General features: G+C 73.9%; 27 protein-coding genes and 1 riboswitch. Of the genes, 9 read left to right on the forward strand and 18 right to left on the reverse strand.

The annotated features are described in order from the left end of the window. The 7 genes from ACTWP5_RS04455 to ACTWP5_RS04485 form a co-directional block, all read right to left on the reverse strand. Positions 1-975: an ATP-binding cassette domain-containing protein gene (locus ACTWP5_RS04455; protein WP_443219385.1), complete on the reverse strand. Its 975-nt coding sequence runs from the start codon at positions 973-975 to the stop codon at positions 1-3. Next, positions 972-1,667, reverse strand: a complete 696-nt coding sequence (locus tag ACTWP5_RS04460; protein WP_443219386.1) for a lasso peptide biosynthesis B2 protein — start codon at positions 1,665-1,667, stop codon at positions 972-974. The genes ACTWP5_RS04455 and ACTWP5_RS04460 overlap by 4 nt, the downstream gene beginning before the upstream one ends. Continuing rightward, positions 1,664-2,050 carry a lasso peptide biosynthesis PqqD family chaperone gene (locus ACTWP5_RS04465; protein WP_443219387.1) on the reverse strand — a complete coding sequence of 129 codons (387 nt, stop codon included), beginning with the start codon at positions 2,048-2,050 and terminating at the stop codon, positions 1,664-1,666. Before ACTWP5_RS04465 ends, ACTWP5_RS04460 begins: the two co-directional genes overlap by 4 nt. Next, the gene (locus tag ACTWP5_RS04470; RefSeq protein WP_443219388.1) at positions 2,047-4,116 is read right to left on the reverse strand and encodes an asparagine synthase-related protein; all 2,070 of its coding nucleotides are present in this window, start codon (positions 4,114-4,116) and stop codon (positions 2,047-2,049) included. The genes ACTWP5_RS04465 and ACTWP5_RS04470 overlap by 4 nt, the downstream gene beginning before the upstream one ends. Positions 4,117-4,210: 94 nt before the next feature. Beyond that, positions 4,211-4,366 (reverse strand): lasso RiPP family leader peptide-containing protein, encoded by a 156-nt coding sequence (locus ACTWP5_RS04475; RefSeq protein ID WP_443219389.1) that lies wholly within the window; start codon positions 4,364-4,366, stop codon positions 4,211-4,213. Positions 4,367-4,500: 134 nt separating this feature from the next. Continuing rightward, positions 4,501-5,340, reverse strand: coding sequence for an ABC transporter permease subunit (locus ACTWP5_RS04480; protein WP_443219390.1), 840 nt, complete (start codon positions 5,338-5,340; stop codon positions 4,501-4,503). 1 nt (position 5,341) lies between these two features. Then, the gene (locus ACTWP5_RS04485; protein WP_443219391.1) at positions 5,342-6,235 is read right to left on the reverse strand and encodes an ATP-binding cassette domain-containing protein; all 894 of its coding nucleotides are present in this window, start codon (positions 6,233-6,235) and stop codon (positions 5,342-5,344) included. A gap of 226 nt (positions 6,236-6,461) precedes the next feature. Here ACTWP5_RS04485 and ACTWP5_RS04490 point away from each other — a divergent pair, with 226 nt between their 5' ends. Beyond that, positions 6,462-6,674, forward strand: coding sequence for a type II toxin-antitoxin system CcdA family antitoxin (locus ACTWP5_RS04490; protein ID WP_443219392.1), 213 nt, complete (start codon positions 6,462-6,464; stop codon positions 6,672-6,674). Further along, entirely contained in the window at positions 6,671-6,991 is a 321-nt protein-coding gene (locus ACTWP5_RS04495) for a type II toxin-antitoxin system PemK/MazF family toxin (protein WP_443219393.1), read from the forward strand. The genes ACTWP5_RS04490 and ACTWP5_RS04495 overlap by 4 nt, the downstream gene beginning before the upstream one ends. A 465-nt stretch (positions 6,992-7,456) precedes the next feature. On the opposite strand, the gene ACTWP5_RS04500 is transcribed toward ACTWP5_RS04495, so the two are convergent. Beyond that, a complete protein-coding gene (locus tag ACTWP5_RS04500; RefSeq protein WP_443219394.1) occupies positions 7,457-7,576 on the reverse strand; it encodes a lasso RiPP family leader peptide-containing protein in 120 nt (39 codons plus the stop codon). Between the two features lie 113 nt (positions 7,577-7,689). Further along, the gene (locus ACTWP5_RS04505; protein WP_443219395.1) at positions 7,690-7,812 is read right to left on the reverse strand and encodes a lasso RiPP family leader peptide-containing protein; all 123 of its coding nucleotides are present in this window, start codon (positions 7,810-7,812) and stop codon (positions 7,690-7,692) included. 361 nt (positions 7,813-8,173) lie between these two features. On the opposite strand from ACTWP5_RS04505, the gene ACTWP5_RS04510 reads away from it, so the two are divergent. Both ACTWP5_RS04510 and ACTWP5_RS04515 read left to right on the forward strand, forming a co-directional pair. Continuing rightward, complete coding sequence (locus ACTWP5_RS04510) at positions 8,174-8,323, forward strand: hypothetical protein (RefSeq protein WP_443219396.1); 150 nt, start codon at positions 8,174-8,176, stop codon at positions 8,321-8,323. Continuing rightward, on the forward strand, positions 8,320-9,477 hold the full coding sequence (locus ACTWP5_RS04515; RefSeq protein WP_443219397.1) for a methyltransferase domain-containing protein: 1,158 nt from the start codon (positions 8,320-8,322) through the stop codon (positions 9,475-9,477). Before ACTWP5_RS04510 ends, ACTWP5_RS04515 begins: the two co-directional genes overlap by 4 nt. A 66-nt stretch (positions 9,478-9,543) precedes the next feature. Here ACTWP5_RS04515 and ACTWP5_RS04520 read toward each other — a convergent pair whose 3' ends face one another. Together ACTWP5_RS04520 and ACTWP5_RS04525 are read right to left on the reverse strand one after the other, a co-directional pair. Continuing rightward, entirely contained in the window at positions 9,544-10,254 is a 711-nt protein-coding gene (locus ACTWP5_RS04520) for a LuxR C-terminal-related transcriptional regulator (protein WP_443219398.1), read from the reverse strand. Beyond that, complete coding sequence (locus ACTWP5_RS04525) at positions 10,251-11,282, reverse strand: sensor histidine kinase (RefSeq protein WP_443219399.1); 1,032 nt, start codon at positions 11,280-11,282, stop codon at positions 10,251-10,253. The genes ACTWP5_RS04520 and ACTWP5_RS04525 overlap by 4 nt, the downstream gene beginning before the upstream one ends. Positions 11,283-11,720: 438 nt before the next feature. On the opposite strand from ACTWP5_RS04525, the gene ACTWP5_RS04530 reads away from it, so the two are divergent. Continuing rightward, positions 11,721-13,877, forward strand: coding sequence for a HelD family protein (locus ACTWP5_RS04530; protein ID WP_443219400.1), 2,157 nt, complete (start codon positions 11,721-11,723; stop codon positions 13,875-13,877). Positions 13,878-14,004: 127 nt separating this feature from the next. After that, on the forward strand, positions 14,005-14,652 hold the full coding sequence (locus ACTWP5_RS04535; RefSeq protein WP_443219401.1) for an HD domain-containing protein: 648 nt from the start codon (positions 14,005-14,007) through the stop codon (positions 14,650-14,652). Here ACTWP5_RS04535 and ACTWP5_RS04540 read toward each other — a convergent pair. The 3 genes from ACTWP5_RS04540 to ACTWP5_RS04550 form a co-directional block, all read right to left on the reverse strand. Next, the gene (locus ACTWP5_RS04540; protein WP_443219678.1) at positions 14,621-15,919 is read right to left on the reverse strand and encodes a Cmx/CmrA family chloramphenicol efflux MFS transporter; all 1,299 of its coding nucleotides are present in this window, start codon (positions 15,917-15,919) and stop codon (positions 14,621-14,623) included. The two genes, ACTWP5_RS04535 and ACTWP5_RS04540, sit on opposite strands and share 32 nt — an antisense overlap. Positions 15,920-16,056: 137 nt before the next feature. Continuing rightward, complete coding sequence (locus tag ACTWP5_RS04545; protein WP_443219402.1) at positions 16,057-16,326, reverse strand: DUF4031 domain-containing protein; 270 nt, start codon at positions 16,324-16,326, stop codon at positions 16,057-16,059. Beyond that, the gene (locus ACTWP5_RS04550) at positions 16,323-16,772 is read right to left on the reverse strand and encodes a hypothetical protein (RefSeq protein WP_443219403.1); all 450 of its coding nucleotides are present in this window, start codon (positions 16,770-16,772) and stop codon (positions 16,323-16,325) included. Before ACTWP5_RS04550 ends, ACTWP5_RS04545 begins: the two co-directional genes overlap by 4 nt. A gap of 80 nt (positions 16,773-16,852) precedes the next feature. Here ACTWP5_RS04550 and ACTWP5_RS04555 point away from each other — a divergent pair, with 80 nt between their 5' ends. Together ACTWP5_RS04555 and murQ are read left to right on the forward strand one after the other, a co-directional pair. Further along, positions 16,853-17,797 carry a MurR/RpiR family transcriptional regulator gene (locus ACTWP5_RS04555; RefSeq protein ID WP_443219404.1) on the forward strand — a complete coding sequence of 315 codons (945 nt, stop codon included), beginning with the start codon at positions 16,853-16,855 and terminating at the stop codon, positions 17,795-17,797. 166 nt (positions 17,798-17,963) lie between these two features. Continuing rightward, entirely contained in the window at positions 17,964-18,911 is a 948-nt protein-coding gene (murQ, locus tag ACTWP5_RS04560) for an N-acetylmuramic acid 6-phosphate etherase (protein ID WP_443219405.1), read from the forward strand. A gap of 164 nt (positions 18,912-19,075) precedes the next feature. Here murQ and groL read toward each other — a convergent pair whose 3' ends face one another. The 4 genes from groL to thrC form a co-directional block, all read right to left on the reverse strand. Further along, positions 19,076-20,701: a chaperonin GroEL gene (gene groL / locus ACTWP5_RS04565; protein ID WP_443219406.1), complete on the reverse strand. Its 1,626-nt coding sequence runs from the start codon at positions 20,699-20,701 to the stop codon at positions 19,076-19,078. Between the two features lie 419 nt (positions 20,702-21,120). Further along, positions 21,121-21,324 (reverse strand): cold-shock protein, encoded by a 204-nt coding sequence (locus ACTWP5_RS04570; RefSeq protein WP_004986573.1) that lies wholly within the window; start codon positions 21,322-21,324, stop codon positions 21,121-21,123. Between the two features lie 501 nt (positions 21,325-21,825). Then, complete coding sequence (locus tag ACTWP5_RS04575) at positions 21,826-22,101, reverse strand: MoaD/ThiS family protein (protein ID WP_443219407.1); 276 nt, start codon at positions 22,099-22,101, stop codon at positions 21,826-21,828. Next, positions 22,098-23,432: a threonine synthase gene (gene thrC / locus ACTWP5_RS04580; protein ID WP_443219408.1), complete on the reverse strand. Its 1,335-nt coding sequence runs from the start codon at positions 23,430-23,432 to the stop codon at positions 22,098-22,100. Before thrC ends, ACTWP5_RS04575 begins: the two co-directional genes overlap by 4 nt. A gap of 18 nt (positions 23,433-23,450) precedes the next feature. Next, positions 23,451-23,590, reverse strand: a riboswitch (SAM riboswitch). Between the two features lie 318 nt (positions 23,591-23,908). On the opposite strand from thrC, the gene ACTWP5_RS04585 reads away from it, so the two are divergent. Further along, positions 23,909-24,970: a glucosyl-3-phosphoglycerate synthase gene (locus tag ACTWP5_RS04585; RefSeq protein WP_443219409.1), complete on the forward strand. Its 1,062-nt coding sequence runs from the start codon at positions 23,909-23,911 to the stop codon at positions 24,968-24,970. The last annotated feature ends 17 nt before the right edge of the window (positions 24,971-24,987 follow it).

The following is a 24,987-nucleotide window of genomic DNA, read 5'->3' on the forward strand; positions in this document are numbered from 1 at the left end:
TCACCTCCCGGGGGCGGGGTCGGCCTCGCGGATCGTGCGGCCGGTGTAGTGCAGGAACACGTCGTCGAGGCTCGGCGGGGTGACGGTCACGGCGTGCACGGGGATGTCGCGCGCGGCCAGCTCCGCGACCAGCCGGGGCACGAGGCCGGCGCCGTCCGCGACGCGCAGCCGCAGCCCGTCGGGGCCGGGGGTGGCGGCGGGGGCGGGTTCCGGCCCGTGGCCGAACGCCTCTTGCACGGCGCGGGCCGCCGCCTCGTCGTCGCCGGTGCGCACCACGACGCGGTCGGCCCCGACGACCGTCCTCAGCTCGGTCGGCGTGCCCTCGACCACCAGGTCGCCGTGGTCCACGATCGCCATGCGGTCGCAGTGCTCCGCCTCCTGAAGGTGGTGGGTGGTGAGGAAGACGGTGACGTCCCGTTCCCGCCGCAGGCGGTGGAGGTGTTCCCAGATGGCGGCCCTGGTCTGCGGGTCGAGGCCCGTGGTGGGCTCGTCGAGGAAGAGGACGCGCGGCGCGTGCAGCAGGCCGCGCGCGACCTCCAGCCGGCGCCGCATGCCGCCGGAGAACGTGCGGACCGGGACGTCGGCGCGGTGGGAGAGCTCGACCATGTCGAGGAGTTCGGCGATGGCGGCGCGGGCCCGGGGCCGGGGGATGCCGAAGAGCCGCGCCTGGAAGGTGAGGTTCTCGACGGCGGTGAGCTCGCCGTCGAGGGTGGGCTCCTGGAAGACGACCCCGATGTTCCGCCGCACGGCGTCGGGCGCGCGGCGGACGTCGTGGCCGGCGACCTCCGCGTGGCCGGAGGTGGGGCGCAGCAGGGTGGCGAGCATGGCGATGGTGGTGGACTTGCCGGCGCCGTTGGGGCCGAGGAAGCCGTAGACCTGGCCGGAGTCCACCGCGAGGTCGAGGAGGACGACGGCCTCGTGGCGGCCGTAGACCTTGCGCAGTCCCTCGGTGAGGACGGCGTGGGGGGCGCTCACGGCCGGGCCTCGCCGGAACCGCGCGGCTCGGTGCCCTGCGCGGACTCCTTTGCATCGCGGGGTTGGGAGGGCTCGCCGACCTCGCCACGTTCGACGCGTTCGCCGCGTTCGCCGCGTTCGACGCGCTCGACGCGCTCGACGCGCTCGACGCGCTCGCCACCGTCCTCCGCCTGTCCGGAGGCCGCGAGCGCGGCGGCCTCGGCGAGCACCTCCGACGCCTCCGTTCCGTCCGCTCGGTCGGACCCGTTCGCCGGACCCGTCACGCTCCCCCCGCTCAACGGGTGACGGACGCTCAGCAGCGTGCGGTAGAGGGACGTGTCGCCCGGCTCGCCGATCGGCCGGCCCTCGGCCTCCACCCAGGCGTGCGCCCGGAACGGCCGGATCCGCACCCCGGTGCACCAGTCGGGCCAGGCCCCGTGGAGCCGCACCAGCAGGGCGGTGGCCACGGAGCGCTCCAGGCAGCCCTGGCCGGCGCAGTGGACGCTGACGGTGACGACGGCCGTCCGCGCCCGCAACGTGGCCGTCGCCGTCGCGGGCCTGGCCCCGCGCGAGAGGAACCGCAGCGCCCGCCGCAGCCGGCTCGGCCGCAGCCGGGTCAACAGCCGCGCCGCGCCGACCGCGCAGCGGGCGACCAGCCGCTCACGCCGGCCGAGGCGGTCGTCGCCCTCCTCGGAGACCACGGGCATCGTCATGAGTGCACCACCAGCCGGGCCTTGAGCAGGGCCGCGACCAGGTCGAGCACGTCCGCGCGGGCCCGGTCCCTCACGTCCTCGACGCGCTCGTCCCGAGCGACGCCGTCACCGCCACGAACACCGGGAGCGCCAGGAACGCCAGGAGCGCCGTCACCGCTAGGAGCGCCGGGGACACCGGGGCGGTGACCCGCGCCCGCGGCGCCCCCGGCGCCCTGGGTGAGGGCGACGGCGACCTCGTCGAGCGAGGCGCCGTCCAGCAGCCGCCGCAGGGCGACCGCCCCCGTCCTGTTGAGCTGCCAGTACCGGCCGCTGCGCTGGTCGAGCAGGACCAGGCCGTCGTCGACGTCGGTGGTGACGACGTCCGGTCCGAGGGCGAGCGTCATCGCGGTCCTCCCACGGGCGAGGCGGCTCGGGCGGTGGCCCACGGGGGCGCGGCGCCGCACGCGCGCAGCCAGCTCTCGCAGGCCAGGGTGTTCTCGAACGGGCTGATGTGGCGCGTGTCCGGCAGCAGGCCGTGGAGCGCCGAGCGCAGCGCTCCCGCGTCGACGAGGCCGCGCTCGGCGAGGCGCAGCTCGTCGCAGAGGCCGGCGAGGCGTTCCCGGTTTCGGCGCAGGCCGTCGTAGGCGTCGCGGTCGAAGGCGCCCTTGTCGCGGCGGTCGAGCACCCCGTCGGGCACGACGCCGCGCAGCGCGGTGGTGAGGACCGGCTTGTAGCGGCCGGGCCGCATCCGGTCGGCGACGCGGACCGCCAGGGCGGTCTCGACGACCCGGTCGTCGAGGAAGGGCAGCTCGAACGTCACGCCGAGCGGCGCGAAGGCGCGGTTGAGCAGGCGCGCGGCGTGTCCGGCGTGGACGACCATCTCCATCGTCTGGTGCTGGGCACGGTCGGGGTGCAGGGGCCGCGGGCCCTCGGCGGCGGCCGTGCCGAGCAGGCGGCGCGTGGCCGCGACGGCCTCGCCCGTCGCCCACGCGGGCATGCGGGGGTCGCCCTGCCCCCAGCCCGTGGGGGGAGCGAAGCGGGGCGGGAGCGGCGCGTCGATCGTGGTGGCGAGGTCGGCGAGGGTGCGGGCGAACGTCCTGCGGTCGGCGACGAAACGGAGCGTCGCGCCGCGCGGCCAGCGGTTGAGGGCGCGGAAGCGCCGCGTCATGCGCCCGCCGTAGACGGGGTCGCTGCGCACCAGCGACCACAGGAAGAGGGGGGCGACGCCGAAGAGCTCGTCGCCGCCGACGCCCAGCAGGTGCCGGCGGGAGCCGTCGGCGGCGACGAGGCGGGCGACGTACGCCAGGTGGGCGCGGTTGCGGGCCCAGTGCTGCGGGCCCTCGGCGTCCTCCAGCGCGGGGACGGCGCCCGCTGCCGTGGACGACTCCTCGTCATGCCGTTCGTCGTACCGTTCCTCGTCCCACTCGTCGTACCACTGGGGCGCGTCGGCGGTGTCGGTGACGTGGTGGCGCGCCCGCGGCAGGTGGGCGGCGGCGCGACGGGCCCAGGCGAGGTCGCCGTTGCCCGGGTCGCGGGGCCGCCAGTGGTGGGTGACCAGCGGGGTGCCGGTGGCGTCGGCGAGGAAGCACAGGCTCGTGGAGTCGAGGCCGCCGGAGAGGTCGCAGCTGAGGGCGCGCTCGCCTCCGGCGCGGGCGGCGACGGCCTCGACGAGCGCGTCGCGCAGCGGCCCCGCGGCCTCGGCCAGCGGAACGTCGGGGTCCGGCGGGGTCCACCAGCCGACCTCGCAGGACCCGCCGTCGGGCCGAAGCTCCAGCCAGTGCCCGACGGCGAGCGCCGCGACGTGGGACCACAGGGGCTGGGGGAAGAGCGGCCAGGGCAGGGGGAGCAGGAGGTGCGCGGCGAGGAGGTCCTCCCGCAGGCGGGCGGCGGCCAGCAGGGGCGCGAGGGTGACGGGGCTGTCGGCGGCCAGGGTGACGCCGGCGACCCGCGCGTGGAAGACCTGGCGGGCGGTGGAGAGGGAGCCCTGGACGCGGACGTGGCCGTCGAGCGAGGCGACGAGGTGGCAGCTGCCGGCGAGGCGGGACGCGGCGGCGTCGAGCCCGTGCGGAGTGGTGACCCGCTCCAGCGCGCGGCCGAGGGTGTGCCGGGTGGGCTCGTCGAGGCGGGCGGACCCGCCGACGAGGGCGAGCTGGTGCGTGCCGCGACGTATCAGCGTGACGTCCTCCTCGGCCCAGGCGCCGACGAGCCAGGGCCGGCCGGAGGCGTGGAGCACGGTCCGCCGGGCGCCGGGGGTGGAGGCTGCCAGCCGGGCGGCCGGCTCGGCCGCGGGCGTGTCGGGGAACACGAGGAACGCGGGGTACGCCACCTGCGCGTCCCGCGCGGACGACGCGTTCTCCGGACTCCACGGACTCCACGGACTCCGCTGGTCCTGCCGGTGCTGCTGGCTCTGCGGGGCCTGCTGGCTCTGCCGTTGCTGACTGTGCTGCCGGTTCTGCGGGGACGACGCCATGGCCGGGCTCCTGGGGGTCGGTCGCGAGCGGTCGGCGGATCCGACGGAGGGGCGGAGGGCGGCGGACCGTCACGAGCCGCCCCTCCCCCGGGGTTCAGCAGAACCAGGCGTCGCCGCCCAGATAGTCCTGGCAGTTGGCGGGGCCGAGGCCGAGCGTCAGCTCGGCGAAGCCGCCGGCCTCCACCAGCATCGGACGCTCGTAGACCTCGGTGGCCCTGGCCTCGACGGCCGACTCCTCGCGTGGTGCCATGGTGCGCACCATCCCTTCCGTTACGCGGTGTGACAGCGGATGAGGCACACCGTAGGCGGCCCCCGGTCCCGGGTGCGCGGGCCCTGAGTCCCGGCCTGGTCCCCACCACCGCCCACCGACGCGGCCCGCCCGCGCTACACGTCCCGGTTCCGGAGCGCGACGTACCCGGCGGCGACGGCGAGCGCGGTCCACGCGGCCAGCACGGCCATGCCGGTCCACGCCGTCAGGACGGTGCCGTCGGGCGGCTCGGCGTCGAGGATGATGCCGCCCGCCACGTCGGGCAGGAACTGGGCGACGGTCCGCACGCCGGGCAGGTTGCTCAGGATCTCGGAGACGATGAAGAAGAGCGGCACCAGGACGCCGAGGGTGACGGCCGGGCTGCGCAGCACCGTCGCCAGGCCCATGGAGAAGGCGCACAGCAGCGTCATGTAGAGCACGGCCCCCACCACCGCCCGCGCGACGCCGGGGTCGGTGAAGGAGGCGTTGTGCTCGCTGCCGATCGCCGCCTGGGCGGTCAGGAACGTGACCAGCACGACCACGACGGACACCGCGAACGCGATCGCCGTCCCCGTGGCGACCTTCGCGCCGTAGAGCAGGCCCCGGCGCGGCACGGCGGCGAGGGAGCCGTTGATGGTGCCCGTCGCGAACTCGCTGGTCACCGTCGTCACGCCGAAGACGACGAGGGCGACCATGCCCAGCCGCAGCCCGTTGAAGCCGGAGCCGACCGGGTCGAAGCTGGCCTTGCTCTCCGCGCTCATGTCGTCGTACGAGCCGCGCAGCACGTAGCCGAAGAGCAGCGCGATGACGACGCTCACGAGGAAGCAGAGGGCGAGGCTCCAGAACGAGGAGCGCAGCGTGCGGATCTTCGTCCACTCGAAGGCGACGGCCGCGCCCGCGTCCGTCAGGCCGCCGCTCGGTGACGCGGCGTGGGCGGTGGGCGTCGGCGCCTGGATCCGTGTCGTTCCGTCACTCATGTCAGCGGCTCTCCTCGACGCTGGCCAGGCGCAGGAACGCCTCCTCCAGGGAGGCGGTGCGCGGGCTGATCTCGTACACGGTCACGCCGTGGCGGGCCGCGAGCTCCCCCACGGTCTCGGGCTCGACGCCCACGGCCTCCAGCGAGCCGTCGTCGCCGGCGCCGGTCTCGATGCCGGCGCCGAGCAGGGCCTCGCGCATGCGCTGCGGCTGCGGGGTGCGGACCAGGACGAACGAGCGGGAGTGGCGGGCGATGAAGTCCTTCACCGAGGTGTCGGCCAGCAGCCGGCCACGCCCGATGACGATGAGGTGTTCGGCGGTCAGCGCCATCTCGCTCATGAGGTGGCTGGAGACGAAGACGGTGCGACCCTCGGCCGCGAGGGTCTTCATCAGGCCCCGGATCCAGAGGATGCCCTCCGGGTCGAGGCCGTTGACGGGCTCGTCGAGGACCAGCACGGGCGGGTCGCCGAGGAGGGCGGCGGCGATGCCGAGGCGCTGTGCCATGCCGAGCGAGAACCCGACGGTGCGGCGGTGCGCGGCCTCCGTGAGGCCGACGGTGTCCAGCACCTCGTCGACGCGGCGGGCGGGGATGCGGTTGCTGCGAGCGAGGGCGGTCAGGTGCCCGTGGGCGGTGCGACCGCCGTGGACGTGCCGGGGGTCGAGCAGCGCGCCGACGGTGCGCAGCGGGGAGCTCAGCTGGTGGTAGCGGCGGCCGTTGATCAGGGCGTGGCCGGTGGAGGGCCGGTGCAGGCCGAGCAGGACCCGCACGGTCGTGGTCTTCCCGGCACCGTTGGGCCCGAGGAACCCGGTGACCCTGCCCGGCTCGACCCGGAAGGAGAGCCGGTCCACGGCTCTGACGCTGCCGTAGCTCTTCGTCACGTCGTGTAGCTCGATCATGACCTCACCGTGGTACAGGCGAGGTGGGCGCCACATCGGGCCAGGGGATGTCATCCCCTGGTCGGGGGCGCGCCTCGTCGGAGGCGCGGGAGCCCACGCACGGCACCCGCGCACGGCACCCATCCACGGCCGGGCGCGGCGAGAGGCAGCCGGGGGTGAGCGCAGATGCGACGATCGCGACAGCGTGCACCTCATGGTTCGTGTGACGGTTGGTATGATTCCACGTATGCCGACCAGAGAACGGGTCACCGTCACCCTCCCTCCAGACCTCCTCGCCACCGCCAAGGCCGCTGCTGGAGGCAATCTCTCCGCCTACGTCGAGCGAGCCATCAGGACGCAGGCGTTGCATGAGGCAGCCGAGGCCGTCACCCGCTGGCGCGGCGACACGAGCAGCGACATGGAAGAGGTCGCGGATGTCTTCGGTGAGGACGTCGCGTGACCGTTGCTCGGGGCCAGGTCTGGCGGGTTCGGCTCGCCACCACGACTCGCGCGGTGCTCGTGGTCGAGTCCGACGCCGCTTTGTCCGCCTTTCCTGACACCGCCCTGTGCATGATGATCGACGAGACGGGAGGCGCACCCGACACCGTCGTGACCGTCCCCGTCACCTCACCTGTTCAGGGCGCGGCAGTCGCGGTTGATGTCACCGCTCTGACCACCAAACGCATCACCGCCGGCACTTTCCTCGGCACCGTGAACGACACCGTCATCGCCCGCGTGGCCTCCGCACTGCGTGTCGTCCTCGATCTCCACGACTGAGCTGGCGAGGTGGAACGGCTCACGTGATCCTGCGGGGCGCGGCGTTGAGACTGTGCGCGGAGCAGGCGGCGGAGGCGCCGGACGCGTTGTACCGGGTGGCGCTGGGCCGCACCGAGGAGCGCGGGCCGCACCACAACCAGTTTCGCGTCACCACGCACCGGTACTGGCGGGTGGATCCCGTGCACGCGCCGGTGGGCGCGGCGCCCTGGCCGCCGGTCCGCCGTCTCGAGCCGGTTCTCCCCGCCGATCCGGCTCCTGGCGGGCGGTCCGTCGCGGCGACGCCCCGCCGTGCGGGGACGCACGCCCGGCAGCGGCAGCGCAGCGGGCACGCACCCGCGTCGGGCGAGGCGAGGGACGGGGCCGGAGACGGAAGCCGGCATGGCACGGCCCCGCGGCCGTCGCACGGCCACGGGGCGTGGTGAGCACGCGTCGGGCCCGAGCGGGCCCGCCCGGGAAACGGATCGGTCAGGGCACGTACACGGTGCCCCACCCCGTCCAGTCAGTGGTCAACCCCACCGTGTTGCCGAGGGTCAGCTCCGCGAAGCTCCCGACCTCGACCAGCAGCGGGGTCTCGTATCCGAACATCCGTCACCTCCCTTCGCCCGCGTCGTCGCCGCTCGCACGGCGGTCCCCACGCGACGGCGCGGGAAGGTCGCGTGGGGTCGTGCCGTGTGGCGAGCCGTGTGGCGAGCCGTGGGTCAGCAGACCCAGGCGCCGCCGCCGAACCAGTCCGTGCACTGGTGGTCCCAGCCCAGGGTGAGCTCGCTGAACTCGCCGATCTCGACGAGCTCGGGCGCCTCGTAGGAAGCGATGGAAGCCATGTGATCACCCCCCTTCGTCCGTCCGCGCGTCCGTCGGTGACTTCGGCGAGCGTAGGTTTCCCACCGTCCCGGTCTCCTGAGGTCCACGCCCCCACCTGGTCCCTCGACGAGGCGGGACGACCAGGGTCGGGACGGGCGGACCGAAGCGGAGCCCGCGTCTCCGGAACGCGCGCCGCGCGGACTCGGTGGCCCGCTCCACCGACGCGCACGCGCTCACGTCTGGACAGTGGAGCCCGTGGCGCCCACGGCGCGCGCTCGTCTGTCCGCCGTGCTTCCGACACCACGCCGTGGCCGCCTACCCGAGCGGTGGGCGCGTCGCTACGGTCGGCGGGACACACCAGCGGGCGAGGAGGAGCGCGACATGGCAGGCCAGCACGGCGACGGCAGCGGCGGCATGGGACCCGACAACCTTCCCGGGCAGCCTTTCCCCGTGCCCAAGGAGGAGCCGAACCCCGACAGCCCTCCGCCGAAGGGGGACGGCGCCCACCGCAAGGACGACGACGAGAAGTGACGCTCCAGGAAGGCGCGGAACACCGGGAAGGGCCGGTCCCGGACGAGGCGACGCCCGCGTGGGAGGCCGCCTTCCGCGAGGTCCCACGCTCGCGGTTCCTGCCGGACCTGATCTGGCCGTTCGACGCCGCCACCGGCACCGCGACGGAGGCCGTCCACCGCGCCGCCGACCCCGCCGCCTGGGGCGAGGCCGCCGCCTCCGACGCCCCGATCGTCACCCAGTGGGACGACGGCCATCACGAAGGCGACGCGCCGGGGGAGCTGGCGACCAGCTCCGCCTCCGCGCCGTCCCTGGTCGCCGGCATGCTCGCCGATCTCGACGTGGAGCCCGGGATGCGCGTGCTGGAGGTCGGCACCGGCACCGGGTGGAACGCCGCCCTGCTGGCCCACCGCCTCGGCGAGGAGAACGTGGTGACGGTGGAGGTGGACCCCGACGTCGCCGAGCAGGCCCGCGCGAACCTCGCGAACCTCGCGAACCCGAAACGGGTGCGGGCCGCGCCCCGCGTGGTGACCGGCGACGGGTTCGAGGGGTGGCCCGACGGCGCGCCGTACGACCGGGTCATCGTCACCTGCGGGATGCGCCGCATCCCGGCGGCGTGGATCGAGCAGACCCGGCCTGGCGGGGTGATCCTCGTCCCGTGGGGCACCCGCTACGTCGCCCACGACGCCCTGGCCCGCCTGACCGTCCGTTCCGACGGCACCGCCAGCGGACGGCTCCTGCGTCTGCTGGAGTTCATGAAGCTCCGTGCGCAGCGCTCCACCAGCCGCCCCACCTTCCCCCACGACCTGCCGCTGAACGACACCACCGTCCCCACCCCGCCCCCGCCACACGACCGATGGCACCCCTTCACCTTCGTCGCCGGCCTGTTCCTCCGCGACGCCGTCCACGCCGTGCAGCGGCACGACGACGGGCACACGCTGTGGCTGTACAGCCTGGCGGGAGACGCCTGGACCGCCGCCGTCCGTCGTTCCAGCCTCGGCGGGGACACCGTGGTGCGCCGTGCCGGTGACCGCCGCCTGTGGGACGAGGTCGAGGCCGCGTGGCGCTGGTGGCGCGCGAACGGCGAACCCGGCATCGAACGTTTCGGCCTGACCGTCACGCCCGAGGGCGAGCGGGTGTGGCTCGACGAACCGGGGCGGCCGGTCCCATGCTGAGGGCGCGTGACGCGCCCTCAGCATGGGACGGGCGATCGGCTCGGCGCCCTCGGCTCAGCCCTCGCGTCAACGCCCCAGGCCCGCGTCGCGGGCGCGGACGACGGCGGCGGTCCGGGTGGTGACCTGGAGCTTGGCGAAGACGTGGGAGACGTGGTTGCGGACGGTCTTCTCCGAGAGGACCAGCTGGCGGGCGATGCGACGGTTGCTGTGGCCTCGGGCCATCAGGTCGAGCACCTCCCGTTCCCGCTCGGTGAGCTGAGGGAACGCCAGCCGGCCCGGCAGTTCGTGGACGGCGGAGAAGTACCGGCTCATGCGGGCCGCGACCGCCGGGCTGAAGACCGCGCCGCACCGGGCGACCGTGTGGACGGCCCGCACCAGCTCGTCCTTGGGCGCGCCCTTGAGCAGGTACCCGTGGGCACCGGCGCGGAGTGCCGCGACGATGGAGTCGTCGTCCTCGCTGACGGACATCATCAACACGCGCGGGGGCACCCGCCCCGGCTGGTCGGGGGCCCGCAGCGCGGCCTCGCTCAGGGCGGCCAGCACGGCGGTGCCGGAGCCGCCGGCGGCCAGCCGCAGGTCCATCAGGACGACGTCGGAGGGGACGCGTTCGTGGACCAGGGCGCGTATCGCCTCCTCCTCGGTGGCGGCCTCGCCGGCTATCTCGATGTCCTCCTCGTCCTCCACGGCCAGCCGTACGCCGGCGCGGAAGAGGGAGTGGTCGTCCACGAGGAAGAGCCTGATCACGGTCATCGTCTCGGTCCTCGTCTCGTCGGTCACGCCGCCTCGCCCTCCCGCAGCTCCCGCAGCTCCCGCAGCTCCCGCAGCTCCCGCAGCTCCCGTAGCTCCCGCACGGTCGCAGCCAGGCCGCGCCGTTGCCGGCTCACCAGGTGCCGCACACCCCTCGTGCCCTCCGGTTGGCGGCCGGCTGCGGGCGGCGTTCCCGTCGTGCCGGGTCCGCCGCGCCAGCTCCTCCCGTCCTTCGGGACGACGGCGCGGACGACGGTCCCCCGCCCCCGGGCGCCCGGGCAGGGCGCGACGCGGCAGTGGCCGCCGGCCTCCTCCGCGCGGCGGGCCATCGACCGCAGGCCGACGCCGCCGCCGACGCCGCTCTGGTCGCGGGGCTCGGCGGGCACGCCGACGCCGTCGTCGACGATCTCCAGCACGAGCCACCGCCCCTGGTCGAGGAGACGGAGCGTCGCGGTGCGGGCGTGGGCGTGGCGCAGGACGTTGGACAGGCCCTCGGAGGCGATGCGGTAGACCGCGACCGCCGTCGGGCGGGTCGGCTCCGGATCGAGGGGACGCTCGGGCAGTTCGGCGCGGAGCGTGAGCGTCGGGCCGACGTCGAAGCGGTGGAGCAGGCCCCGGAGGGAGTCGACGAGGCCGACGCCGTCGAGGGCGGGCGGGTGCAGGTCGTCGAGGACGCGACGCATGCCGTCCATGGCGCGCGAGGTCTCGTTGGCCGCCTCCAGTATCAGCCGCCGCGCCGAGGGGTGGCTGACGCGCGCCGCGGCGACGTCGAGCCGCAGCCTGATGCCGGCGAGCGCGGGCAGGAGGTCGTCGTGGAGGTCGAGGCGGAGCCTGCCGCGTTCGGCCTCGCGCGCCATGGCCACGCGGTGACGTGGGTGGAGCGGGCGCAACGGCCGCAGCGGATGGAGTGAGAGCAGGTCGGGGAGGGGGCGCAGCCAGCGGTGCGCCAGGATCGCGAGCAGCGTCACCGCCGTCAGCGCCGCGACGGGGCCGGGTATCTGGCTCGGCCTGGGCAAACCGCCGACGACGAGCGTGGCGGTCAGCCAGAGGGTGGCCACGACCGCCCGTACGCGCGTCCCACGGGTGGCGGACGGTCGGTGGTCGGACGGATGGTGGTCGGACGGATGGTGGTCGGATGACAGCCGTCGTTTCACGCACGTCTTCTTCACGTACGTCCCCCGCTTTCCGGGTGTCATGAGAAAACCGCTACATCACGCACACACCGCCCCAATCACGATGCATGGCCAACGGATTTCGCATAACCCACTAAAAAAGACCATGTGACCCTAGCGAGGGCGCCTGTGGGCGGTCAACGGAAAACCGGTTTGCGTGCTCTCATGCGACCCACCTAAGCTTCCGTGCTCTGCCTCCTCGCCCCCCTTCATCCCCCGTGTGAGGGACAAGGGCGGCCACGAGGAGCCGGCCGCACGGCAACCGGTCGGCGTCACTCCCACCCGACCCGTACCGACCGGTGACCACCGGCAGGAGGCTGAGCCGTGCCCGCGTCCTCCGACGCCCCCGACGCCGTGGAGACGACCACCACCGCGCCCGCACCACCCGACGCCCGCCCCGCGCCCCCCACGCAGAACCCGTTGGAGGCCGAACGGGCCCACCTCACCGCCTCCCGCGCCGCGCTGCGCGCCATGCGCGCCGACGCCGAGGCCCTGAGCACCCTCGACCTGGCCGGCCTCACCTCCAACTGGGTCAACGCCGAGGTGCTGGCCGGCGACATCCAGCTGCGCATCAAGGCCCTCGCCGACCTCGCCAGCACCCCGCTCTTCTTCGGCCGCCTCGACTACGCCCACGCGCTCCAGGACGCCGGCCACCGCTTCTACATCGGCCGCCGCCACGTCCACGACGCCGACGGCGACCCCATGGTCATCGACTGGCGTGCCCCCGTCTCGCAGCCGTTCTACCGCGCCTCCAAGCGCGACCCGCAGGACGTCGCGCTCCGCCGCCGCTTCGGCTACGACGGCGGCGAGCTGACGGCGTACGAGGACGAGCACCTGTCCGACCCCGCCGAGGCCGCCCTGGACGCGCAGGCGTCCGCGCTGCTCCAGCGGGAGATCGAACGCCCCCGCGTCGGCCCCATGCGCGACATCGTCGCCACGATCCAGCCGGAGCAGGACGAGATCGTCCGCGCCGCGCTCTCCGGCACGGTCTGCGTGCAGGGCGCGCCCGGCACGGGAAAGACCGCCGTCGGCCTGCACCGTGTGGCCTACCTGCTCTACGCCCACCGCGAGCGGCTGGCGCGCAGCGGCACCCTCGTCATCGGGCCGAACGACTCCTTCCTGCGCTACATCGAGCAGGTGCTCCCCGCCCTCGGCGAGCTGGAGGTGCGGCAGACCACGGTCGACGAGCTGGTGCGGCAGTCGGCGGGCGTCGAGGTGCGGGGCACCGACACCACGGCCGCCGCGCTGGTGAAGGGCGACGTCCGGATGGCCGAGGTGCTGCGCCGCGCGGTCCGCGCGGGGGTGCGGACGCCGACGGAGCCCGTCGTGGTGGTGCGCGGCTCCCGCCGCTGGCGCGTGCCCGCCTACGAGCTGGAGGAGATCGTCCGGGAGCTGCTCGGCCGCGACATGCGCTACGGCGCCGCGCGCGAGGCGTTGCCGCAACGGATCGCCCACGCCGTCCTGGTCCGCATGGAGCAGGCGGGCGAGGCCCCCGACGACCGGGTGCAGAACGCCGTCGCCCGCACCCCGGCCGTCAAGGCGGTCGTGAAGGAGTGCTGGCCGCCGGTGGACCCGGCCCGGCTGGTGCTGCGGCTGCTGTCGGACGCGGACTTCCTCGCCGAGCAGGCCGAGGGCGTCCTCACCCCCGACGAACAGCGGGCGATCCTGCTGGAGCGGCCGCCGCGCGGGCCGAAGTCGGCCCGGTGGACGACCGCTGACGCGGTGCTGGTCGACGAGGCGGCCGACCTGGTGTCGCGCACCGGGTCGCTCGGCCACGTCGTGGTCGACGAGGCGCAGGACCTCTCGCCCATGCAGTACCGGGCCGTCGGGCGCCGCTGCTCGACGGGGTCGGCGACGGTGCTCGGCGACATCGCGCAGGGCACGACGCCGTGGGCCACGCCCGACTGGGCCACCGCCCTGGCGCACCTGGGCAAGCCCGACGCGGTGGTGGAGGAGCTGACCCAGGGGTTCCGCGTGCCGCGCGAGGTCATCGCCTACGCCTCCCGGCTGCTGCCGGCGATCGCGCCGGGCCTCGCGGAGGCCACCTCGATCCGCGCCTCGGCCGGCTCCCTCACGGTGCGCCACGTGCCGACCGGGCCGGCCACGCCCGAGGAGCCGTCCGAGCTCGACGCGGCCACGGTCGCGGCCTGCCGTGAGGCGTTGCGCAACGAGGGCTCCGTCGGCCTGATCGCCGCCGAGCCGCGGCTGGCCGCGCTCACCGTGGCGCTGCGCGCCGCGGGCCTGCCGTACCTCGCGCCAGGGCAGGAGACCTCGCGCGAGATCCGGCTGACGCTGGTCCCCGCCACGCTCGCGAAGGGTCTGGAGTACGACTACGTGGTGCTCGACGAGCCGGCGGCCGTCGTCGACGCCGAGCCGGACGAGCGCACCGGGCTGCGCCGGCTCTACGTGGCGCTGACCCGTGCCGTCTCGGGGCTGGCCGTCGTCCACTCCGCGCCGCTGCCGGCGCGGCTGGCGGCCTGAGCGCCGGGCCGCCATGCTGGAGACGCCCGGGGGCGTGGCCGCGCCCGGGGGGCGTGGCCGTGAACCGCGGGCGTGACCGGTGACCGTGGCCGTGAACCGGGCCGTAGCCGTTGGAAGGGGTGGAAGGGTGAAGGAGCCGGCGACCGCCGAGCAGGGGCTGGTGGACCGCCTGACCGGCCCGTTGGGGCCCACCGCCGGGCCCGCCCTCGGCCGCGAGCTGCTGGCGCTGTGGTCGGAGCCCCACCGGAGGTACCACACCGTCGCCCACCTGCGGGCCGTCCTCGACCACCTCGCGGAGCTCGGCGCCGCCACGTACGCGGTGGACCCGGCCGCCGTGGAGCTCGCGGCCTGGTTCCACGACGCGGTCTACGACCCGCGCGTGCCCGACGCCGAGAACGTCGAGGCCAGCGCCCTCCTCGCCGAGCGGCTTCTCGCCGAGGGCCCCCTGCCGCCCGCCCGCCGAGCGGAGGTGGCGCGGCTCGTGCGCGTGACCGCCGGCCACGACCCGGACGAGGGGGACACCAACGCCGCCGCCCTCTGCGACGCCGACCTGGCGGTGCTCGCGGCCTCTCCCAGGGAGTACGCGGCCTACGCCGCCGAGATCCGGCAGGAGTTCGGCTTCGTGCCCGACGACGCGTTCCGCACGGGACGCGCGGCCGTGCTGCGCCACCTGCTGTCGCTGCCCCGCCTCTTCCGCACCCCGTACGGCGCGGCGCACTGGGAGGAGACCGCGCGGTACAACCTCAGCGGGGAGCTGCGTCTCCTGACGACGTAGCCGACCGGGCGGCCTCCCCGGCCAGGGAGCCCGCGGCTCCCGAGGCTCCCCCGGCTCCCGCGGAGCCGGCCGCGTTCGCCACGACGCGGGAACGGCTCGCCTCCCGCGCCTGGAGGAACGTCGTCACCAGCGCGCCGCCCACCAGCAGCGCCCCGGCCCACGCCGTCCACACGTAGCCGAGGCCGCCTCCGATCACCAGGCCGCCCAGCCAGGGCCCCGCCGTGTTGCCGGCGTTGAACGCGGCGGTGACCGTGGCGCCCGCGAGGGTGGGGGCGGTGACCGAGGCCAGGTTGAAGATCCGGGCGTTGAGGCCGGGGGCGGAGAGGAAGGCGCCGAGACCCAGCAGACCCGAGAGGGCGACGACGGCGACGGGCACCTCGACGGTGATCGCGATCAGCACCAGCATCGCGGTCGCGGTGACGAAGGAGACGTAGAGCGTCCCGAACATGTGGGCGTCGGCCAGGCGCCCGCCGACCATCGTGCCGAGCAGCGCCCCCGCCCCGTAGAGCACGAGCACCACCGGCACCCAGCCCTCACCGAGGCCGGTGACGTCGGTGAGCAGCGGTGCGAGGTAGGAGAAGAAGCACATGGTGCCGGCGGCGAACAGCGCGATCGTGGCCATGGCGAGCCACACGGAGCGGTCGCGGTAGATCCGCAGCTCCGAACGGATGCCGGGCCGCCCGTCGCCCGTCTCCTCCCGCGACTCCCCCGACGCGCCCCGCTCGGCGCGCGGCACGAGGAACACCACGCCCGCGAGGCTGACGGCGGTCAACGCCGCCACCGCCCAGAACGAGGCCCGCCACCCCAGGTGCTGCCCGAGGAGGGCGCCGCCGGGAACGCCCGCGATGTTCGCGATGCTGAGGCCGCCGATCATCACCGACAGCGCCCGCGCGCGTGAGCCGTGCGGCACCAGCGAGACGGCCACGGCCGCACCCACGGCCCAGAAGCCGGCGCAGGCCAGGGCGCTGACGACGCGCGAGACGAACAGGACGGCGTAGTTCGGCGCGACGGCGCCCATCACGTGGCCGACGCCGAAGACGACGAGGAGGCTGATGAGGGTGAGGCGGCGCGGCAGCCGCTGCGTGGCGACGGCCAGGCCGGGCGCGCCGACCACCATCCCGATCGCGAACGCCGATATCAGCAGGCCCGCCGTGGGGATCGAGACGTCCATGTCGTCGGCGACCTCGGGCAGCAGCCCGGCCAGCATGAACTCGCTGGTCCCCAGCGAGAACGTGGCCCCACCCAGCACGTAGACCGCGACCGGCAGCCGACCCCGAGGGGACGGGGGGCGCGACCCCCCGGCGGGGGCGCGGGAGGCGCGGGCGGCGGCGCGGGAGGAGCGTGGCATGGTACGAGTGAACACCCACCCGCCCACACTCATTCCTGAGGGGCGCGTCGTCTTCCTCACGCCCCGGTGCGACGACGGCGGCGGCGCAGGCCGGCGGCGGTCAGGCGGCGGACGAGTTCGCGGCTGTCGACCTCCACCGCCCCCAGGCGCACGGCCTCGCCGTAGCGCTCGGCCGGGATGTCGTAGTGGTCGCGGTCGAAGGCGCGGGGCGGTGCGCCGAGGCGCGCGGCGAAGGCGTGGAGTTCCGCGAGCGAGGCGTCGCTGACGAGGTGGGACCACATCCGGCCGTGCCCCGGCCAGGTGGGCGGATCGATCAGGACGGTCATGCGCCGGGGTCGTCCCACTCACCGGGGTCGCCCCGCTCACCGGGCTCGTCCCGCTCACCGGGCTCGGAGCGCCGCCCCGCCCCGCCGAGCCGCCCCAGCGGCGCGACCACCCGCCCCGTGACGCCACACACCCAGTGCGGGTCCTCGCCGAGCTCGGGCTCGACCTCCAGGCGGTGCGTCTCGGGGTCCGGCTCCTCCGGCGCGCACTGCCGGCAGACGGGCCAGCGCCCGTGGCGTGCCAGCAGCGCGTCCTGCATGTCCTGCGCCAGCAGGCCCGGCACGAACACGGCCCCCTCCGGCCACTGCTCGACCCACCAGCGGCGGTGGGCGACGGCCTCCTCCAGCAGCGAGACCTCCCCGGGGCCCGCGACCCCCTCCGCCGCGAGGTCGGCCAGCACGAGGGCGCGCCCGCGATGTATGGCCTCTTCCGACATGTGCCGCTCCATGGTCACCATTGCACCAGAGACCGGCCGGTGGGGTTGACGGGCAAGGGGCCCGAAAATACCTTTCACCCGTGAGGAAGGTCATGAAGGAAAATTTCTCCCGACGCGCCGCGCGGCCCCGGCCCGCGCCCCTTCCGCCACGGCCCTCTCCCCCCGAGCCCGGCGCGCTCGCCGCCAAGGTGCGCACCATGGCCCCCTCGATGACCCGTTCCATGCAACGCGTGGCGGAGACCGTCGCCGGCGACCCGGCCGGCTGCGCCGCGCTCACCGTCACCGGCCTCGCGGAGCGCACCGGCACCAGCGAGGCCACCGTCGTCCGCACGGCCCGCCTGCTCGGCTACCCCGGATACCGGGACCTGCGGCTGGCGCTCGCCGGCCTCGCCGCCCAGCAGGCGTCGGGCGCGGCCCCGGCCGTGACGGCCGACATCTCCGTGGACGACCCGCTGCGGGACGTCGTCGCCAAGCTCGCGCAGGACGAGCGGCAGACGCTGGCCGACACCGCGGCGGCCCTCGACCTCGCCCAGCTGGAGGCCGCCGTCCTGGCCCTCGCCTCCGCCCGGCGGATCGACGTCTACGGCGTCGGCGCCTCCTCGCTCGTCGCCCAGGACTTCGCGCAGAAGCTGCTGCGGATAGGTCTGGTCGCCCACGCCCACACCGATCCGCACCTCGCGGTCACCAACGCCGTGCAGATGCGGAGCGGCGACGTCGCCGTCGCCGTCACCCACTCGGGGCGGACGGTGGACGTCATAGAGCCGTTGCAGGTCGCCTTCGACCAGGGCGCCACCACGGTCGCGATCACCGGCCGCCCGGACGGCGAGGTCACGCAGTACGCCGACCACGTGCTGACCACCTCCACGGCCCGCGAGAGCGAGCTGCGCCCGGCGGCGATGTCCAGCCGCACCAGCCAGCTGCTGGTGGTGGACTGCCTGTTCATCGGCGTCGCGCAGCGCACCTACGAGACCGCGGCGCCCGCGCTCCGCGCCAGCTACGAGGCGCTGGCCCACCGCCACGCGCCGCGCGAGCGGTAGCGACACACCGCCCGACACCGTCCGAGCACCGCCCGGCCGCCCCGGCCACCGCCGCACCGCCCGTTCCACCGCCCCGCCCCCCGGCACCACCCCGCTCGCCGCTCCGCCCCGCTCCACCCGCACCTCACGTCGTTCCGTCCTTTCGTATCGAGAGAGCCGCTCCACGATGCCCACTAGCCCCTACGACGCGCTGCGCTCCGAGCTCGACACCCTCACCACCGAGGCGTACCGTCCCGAGCTCGCCGAGATCGACCGGCGCCCCACCCTCGACATCGCCCGCCTCATGAACGAGGGGGACGCCCTCGTACCCGCCGCCGTGGCCCGGGAGCTGCCCCGGATCGCCGCCGCCATCGACGCCACCGCGGCACGCATGGCCCGCGGCGGACGCCTGCTCTACCTCGGCGCGGGCACGGCCGGCCGGCTCGGTGTGCTCGACGCCAGCGAGTGCCCGCCGACGTTCAACACCCGCCCCGAGGACGTCGTCGGCATCGTCGCGGGCGGACCCGACGCCATGGTGACGGCGGTGGAGGGCGCCGAGGACAGCGAGGAGATGGCGGCGGACGACCTCGACCGCTGCCGCGTCGGCGCCAGCGACGTGGTCGTGGGGATCTCCGCCTCGGGCCGCACCCCGTACGCGGTCGGCGCCGTTCGCCATGCCCGGACGCTGGGCGCGCTCACGATCGGGCTGTCGTGCAACGCGGGCTCGCCGCTGGCCGCCGCGGCCGAGCACGGCATCGAGGTCGTCGTGGGCCCCGAACTCATCGCGGGCTCGACGCGGCTGAAGGCCGGCACCGCGCAGAAGCTGGTGCTGAACATGATCTCGACGATCAGCATGGTGCGGCTCGGCAAGACCTACGGGAACCTCATGGTCGACGTGCGCGCGTCCAACGAGAAGCTGCGCGCCCGCTCGCGCCGGATCGTGGCGCTGGCCACCGGCGCCACCGAGCAGGTCGTCGAGGAGGCGTTGACGGCGACGGACGGCGAGGTGAAGAACGCGATCCTCGCGATCCTCGGCGGGGTGGACGCGCCCACCGCGGCCCGGCTGCTCGCGGAGTCCGACGGCCACCTGCGGGAGGCGCTGGCGACGGTCGACGGAGACGCGGAGCCCGCCTGAGACCTCGTGCCCGCCCGGGATCCGGGCCCGCCCGGGCCGATCCGGCGCCGATCCGGAGCCGATCCGGAACGGAGCGGAACAGCCGCGAGGGGCGGCACCCCTTCCGGGATGCCGCCCCTCGTTGGGTTCGGCTGGCCGCCGTGGGCGGCCGGACGAGGCTGGACTCAGAAGTCCATGCCCCCACCCATGCCGCCGGCGGCGTCGGCGCCCGCCTTCTCCTTCTCCGGCTTGTCCGCCACCACGGCCTCCGTGGTGAGGAACAGACCCGCGATGGAGGCGGCGTTCTGCAGCGCGGAACGGGTCACCTTGGCCGGGTCGATGATGCCCTCGGCCAGCATGTCCACGTACTCGCCGGTGGCGGCGTTCAGACCCTGACCGGTCGGCAGGTTCCGGACCTTCTCCGCCACGACGCCGCCCTCGAGGCCGGCGTTGACCGCGATCTGCTTCAGCGGGGCCTCCAGCGCCAGCTTCACGGCGGCGGCACCGGTGGCCTCGTCGCCCTCCAGCTCCAGCTTCTCGAAGACGCTGGAGGCCTGGAGCAGGGCCACGCCACCACCGGCGACGATGCCCTCCTCGACGGCGGCCTTGGCGTTGCGCACCGCGTCCTCGATGCGGTGCTTGCGCTCCTTCAGCTCCACCTCGGTGGCGGCACCGGCCTTGATGACGGCCACGCCGCCGGCCAGCTTCGCGAGGCGCTCCTGGAGCTTCTCGCGGTCGTAGTCCGAGTCGGAGGACTCGATCTCGGCGCGGATCTGGTTGACCCGGCCCTGGACGCCGTCGCTGTCGCCGGCACCGTCGACGATGGTGGTCTCGTCCTTGGTGATGACGACCTTGCGGGCGCGGCCCAGCAGGTCGAGCGTGGCGTTCTCCAGCTTCAGGCCGACCTCCTCGGAGATGACCTGGCCGCCGGTGAGGATGGCGATGTCACCGAGCATGGCCTTGCGCCGGTCACCGAAGCCGGGGGCCTTGACGGCGACGGAGCGGAAGGTGCCGCGGATCTTGTTGACCACCAGGGTGGACAGGGCCTCGCCCTCGACGTCCTCGGCGATGATCAGCAGCGGCTTGCCCGACTGCATGACCTTCTCCAGCAGCGGCAGCAGGTCCTTCACCGCGCTGATCTTGGAGTTGACGATGAGGATGTACGGGTCCTCGAGCTCGGCCTCCATCCGCTCCATGTCGGTGGCGAAGTAGGCGGAGATGTAGCCCTTGTCGAAGCGCATGCCCTCGGTGAGCTCCAGCTCCAGCCCGAAGGTCTGCGACTCCTCGACGGTGATGACGCCTTCCTTGCCGACCTTGTCCATCGCCTCGGCGATCAGCTCGCCGATCTGGGTGTCGCCGGCGGAGATGGAGGCGGTGGAGGCGATCTGCTCCTTGGTCTCGACCTCCTTGGCCTGGCCGAGCAGGGCCTCGGAGACCTTCTCGACGGCGGCCTCGATGCCACGCTTGAGGGCCATCGGGTTGGCGCCGGCCGCGACGTTGCGCAGGCCCTCGCGAACCAGGGCCTGGGCCAGCACGGTCGCGGTGGTGGTGCCGTCACCCGCGACGTCGTCGGTCTTCTTCGCGACCTCCTTGACGAGCTCCGCGCCGATCTTCTCGTAGGAGTCCTCGAGCTCGATCTCCTTGGCGATGGAGACACCGTCGTTGGTGATGGTGGGGGCGCCCCACTTCTTCTCCAGCACGACGTTCCGGCCCTTGGGACCCAGCGTGACCTTGACGGCGTCGGCGAGCTGGTTCATACCGCGCTCAAGGCCCCGCCGCGCCTCCTCGTCGAACGCGATGATCTTGGCCATGTGAAGTGGTCCTCCCAGATACGGGGGTGGATTGCTCCGGACCGCGATGGCGCCCGCGACGGACGGCCCACGGCCGAAGCGGCTTCCTGCACCACCTGGCCCGCAGACCTCACCGAACCGGTCCTGGGTTGGGTTGTAGCTGTCACTCTCACCTGTCGAGTGCTAACGCCCATGATTAGCACTCGACCCCCCTGAGTGCAAGCCTGCCTGCCCGGAGGGCAGACGTTGAGGGGTGGCGGTCGGGGGCGCGGCGGGCGCAAGCCTGCCTGCCCGGAGGGCAGTCGTTGAGGGGTGGCGGTCGGGGGCGCGGCGGGCGCGGACGTGTGAGGGCCCCGCTCCCGGTGGCCGGGGGCGGGGCCCTTGATCAGAGTGAGACGGTTGGTGTTTCGGTGTAACGAAGGCTGTGGTGCGGTCGGCGGTCAGGCCGTGACCCGGACCATGTCGGCCTGTGGACCCTTCTGTCCCTGCGAGATCTCGAACTCGACCCGCTGTCCCTCCTCAAGGGTGCGGTATCCGTCCATCTGGATCGCGCTGTAGTGGACGAAGACGTCCGCACCACCGTCTACCGCGATGAAGCCGTAGCCCTTCTCCGCGTTGAACCACTTGACGGTGCCCTGAGCCATTCCTAACTCCCCTATTGCTGGCCCTTTCACGAGACCGCACCTCGCGGACCCGGGTCACACTTCGCAGACCTCACCCCCGGGCGTGGGGGGTGTGCGCCGGAACGCTCGACCGCCGCTGAATGTATCTGGACGTACGCCCAGGGCAACAGGTCATTCGGTCGAGAAAATAGGAATCCTCAGATCGGTCAAATGGCCCATTCTACATGAAAGTTGAACCATTCGATCTGCCAGATCGACGCCAAAGGGACAATCGTTGCGACCATTTTCAGCCCCACTGTTCGCGCGATGTGTCGCGAATTCATATGTGTGTGGAGGCGTGTGACGAGGTATGGCGAGTGTGGCCACTGTATCCCGCTCCACGACAGCACCGTGCCCCGAGGTGGGGGTACCTCGGGGCACGGTGGGGTGGGACAGGGGGCCGGACCAGGGGTCGGCCGGAGGGTCCGGCCGCCGGTCGACCGAGCCGTCGACCGAGCGGTCGACCGACCGGTCGGCGCGCGGTCAGCCGCCGGCGACGGCCGGGATGATCGAGACGCCGGCGCCGTCGGGCGTCGGGGTGTCGAGACCCTGCTCGAAGCGGACGTCGTCGTCGTTCACGTACACGTTCACGAACCTCCGCAGCTGGCCCTGGTCGTCCAGCACGCGGGCGCCGATGCCCTGGTGGTTCTTCTCCAGGTCGGCCAGCACCTCGGCGAGGGTGCCGCCCTCGGCGGTCACCTCGGCGCTGCCGCCGGTGTACGTGCGCAGGATGGTCGGGATGCGGACGGTAACGCTCATGCGAGGCCAGCCTCTCGGAACGACTCCAGGGTGGGACGGATGGTCGCGGTCACGCCCGCCGTCGGGGCCACCGCGTCGAGGGTCTTCAGGCCGTCGCCCGTGTTCAGGACGACGGTCGTCAGCGTGGGGTCGAGGGCGCCGGACTCGATCAGCTTCCGGGTCACGCCGAGGGTCACCCCGCCCGCCGTCTCGGCGAAGATGCCCTCGGTGCGGGCCAGCAGCCCGATCGCGTCCACGACCTGCTCGTCGGTGACGTCCTCGACCGCGCCGCCGGTGCGGCGGGCGATGTCCAGCACGTAGGGGCCGTCCGCCGGGTTGCCGATGGCCAGCGACTTGGCGATGGTGTCGGGCCGCACCGGGCGGACCACGTCGTGGCCGGCGCGGAAGGCCTGCGAGACCGGGGAGCAGCCCTCGGCCTGGGCCCCGAAGATCCGGTACGGGCGGTCCTCGACGAGGCCGGTCGCTATGAGCTCCTTCAGACCCTTGTCGATCTTGGTGAGCTGGGAGCCCGAGGCGATGGGGATCACCAGCTGGTCGGGGAGGCGCCAGCCGAGGGCCTCGCAGATCTCGAAGGCGAGGGTCTTGGAGCCCTCCGCGTAGTACGGGCGGAGGTTCACGTTGACGAAGCCCCAGCCCTCGCCGACCGGGTCGCCGATGAGCTCGCTGCAGAAGCGGTTGACGTCGTCGTAGACGCCGTCGATGGCGACCACCTGGCCGCCGTAGACCGCCGCCATCACGACCTTGCCCTGCTCCAGGTCGCTCGGGATGAAGACGCAGGAGCGCAGCCCGGCGCGGGCCGCGGCGGCGCCGACGGCGCCGGCCAGGTTGCCGGTCGAGGAGCAGGAGAGGGTGGTGAAGCCGAAGGCGCGGGCCGCCTCGACGGCGCAGGCCACGACCCGGTCCTTGAAGGAGTGCGTGGGGTTGGCGGAGTCGTCCTTGACGTACAGCTCGCCGGTGACGCCCAGCTCCGCGGCGAGGCGGTCGGCCCTCACCAGCGGGGTGCCGCCGGGGTTGAGGTTCGGCCGCTCGGCGACGGTGGCGGGCACGGGCAGCAGCGGGGCGTAGCGCCAGATGCTGTGGGGTCCCGCCTCGATCCGCGCGCGGAGCGCCTCCGGGTCGCCGGTGGGCAGCTCGTAGGCGATCTCCAGCGGGCCGAAGCAGGCCGCGCAGGCGAAGTCGGGACCGAGCGGGAAGCGTTCGCCGCACTCCCGACAGGAGAGGGCGACGGCGGGTCCGAGGTCGACGCCGGAGGCGGCGGGGTCGCTGGAGCCGGCGGACGCGGTGGAGTCGGCGGCGTCGGGCGTGGAGGCGTGCGTGGTGAGCACAGACATGGGTGCGAGGCCCTTCTCTCCTCATCTTCCCCGCGGCGGCTCTCGCCACGGGACGGAATTGGCACCTTCCCCACCGGGAGCCTCGCGTCGTCACGAGAACCGGCGGAAGGGTTGCCGGGGCTTCAACGGGCCGTTCCCTCTGCCCCTCTGGATGAGCGGTATGCGGTTGTACGTACGGTGGCACTGCCGTTGCGTGTCCGGCCGTGCGCGCTGGGTGTTCACGGTCTCCGATATGCGGAGGACACCTACGCTGCCCGAGACTGTAACGGACGCCCCGCACAATATCCCGGGCCGTCCGATACGCGAGACGGCGCGGAGCCGCGTTCCGGCCAGGAAGGGCCATTTTCCAAGCAGCGAGAGGACGAGCGGGGAACTCGGCGAAAAAATGCGGTCCGGGTGGGTTCGGACACCACCCATAAGGGGCAGACACGGCCATACGGGTTATAAGTGGCCATATGCGAACAGGAGCGACTTTCGTGCTGGAAGAGGCAGAGGAGTGGCTGAGCCGCCGGTCCTGGATTGCCGCTGACCGCTCGCTGGCGCGGTTGCTGGACGCGAAGCGTGAGGCGGGGGCGGCGGCCGGCGTCAGCGTGGTCCTCCCCGCGCTGAACGAGGAGGCGACCGTCGGCGCCATCGTGGAGACGCTCCGGCGCGACCTGATGGAGGCCGTGCCACTGATCGACGAGCTGCTCGTGGTGGACTCCGGCTCCACCGACAGGACCTCCGAGGTGGCCGCCGCCGCGGGCGCCAAGGTCGTCCACCGGGACGAGATACTTCCCCGCCTGCCCAGCGTGCCGGGCAAGGGCGAGGTGCTGTGGCGCTCGCTGCTGGCCACCAGCGGCGAGATCATCTGCTTCGTCGACGCCGACCTGCGGGAGTTCGACTCCCGCTTCGTGTCGGGCATCCTCGGGCCCCTGCTCACCGAGCCCGAGGTGCAGATGGTCAAGGCCGTCTACGACCGGCCGCTGGGCGACCAGCCCTCCGGCGCCCACCAGGGCGGTCGCGTCACCGAGCTGGTGGCCCGCCCGCTGCTGAACCTGCACTGGCCCCGGCTGGCCGGCGTGGTGCAGCCGCTGGGCGGGGAGTACGCGGCGCGCCGCTCGCTGCTGGAGCGGCTCCCGTTCCCCGTCGGGTACGGCGTGGAGCTCGGGCTGCTGATCGACACGCTCAACGTGGCGGGCCTGGACGCCCTCGCCCAGGTCGACGTGGGCGTCCGCAGGCACCGGCACCAGGACGGGCAGGCGCTCGGCCGGATGGCCGCGGCGATCATGCGGACGGCGGAGAGCCGCATGCCGGGCCCGAAGCCGGTCCAGACGGGGCCCGGCGCGGGGATCACCCAGTTCCAGCGGACCGAGGAGGGCGGCTTCGCGCCCCAGACCCACCCGATCCACACCGAGGAGCGCCCGCCGATGACCAGCGTTCCCGAGTACGCCGCCCGCTGGGGAGCCGGGGCGCGGCGCGGGGGACACCACGGAGCGCGACGGGACGTGACGGGAGACACGCGCGGGAGGCGTTTCAACGCTCGCGCGGCGGGCTAGACCTCGCGCGAGCGCTC

Source organism: Streptomyces sp. 4N509B (assembly GCF_052245655.1).
GTDB lineage: Bacteria > Actinomycetota > Actinomycetes > Streptomycetales > Streptomycetaceae > Streptomyces.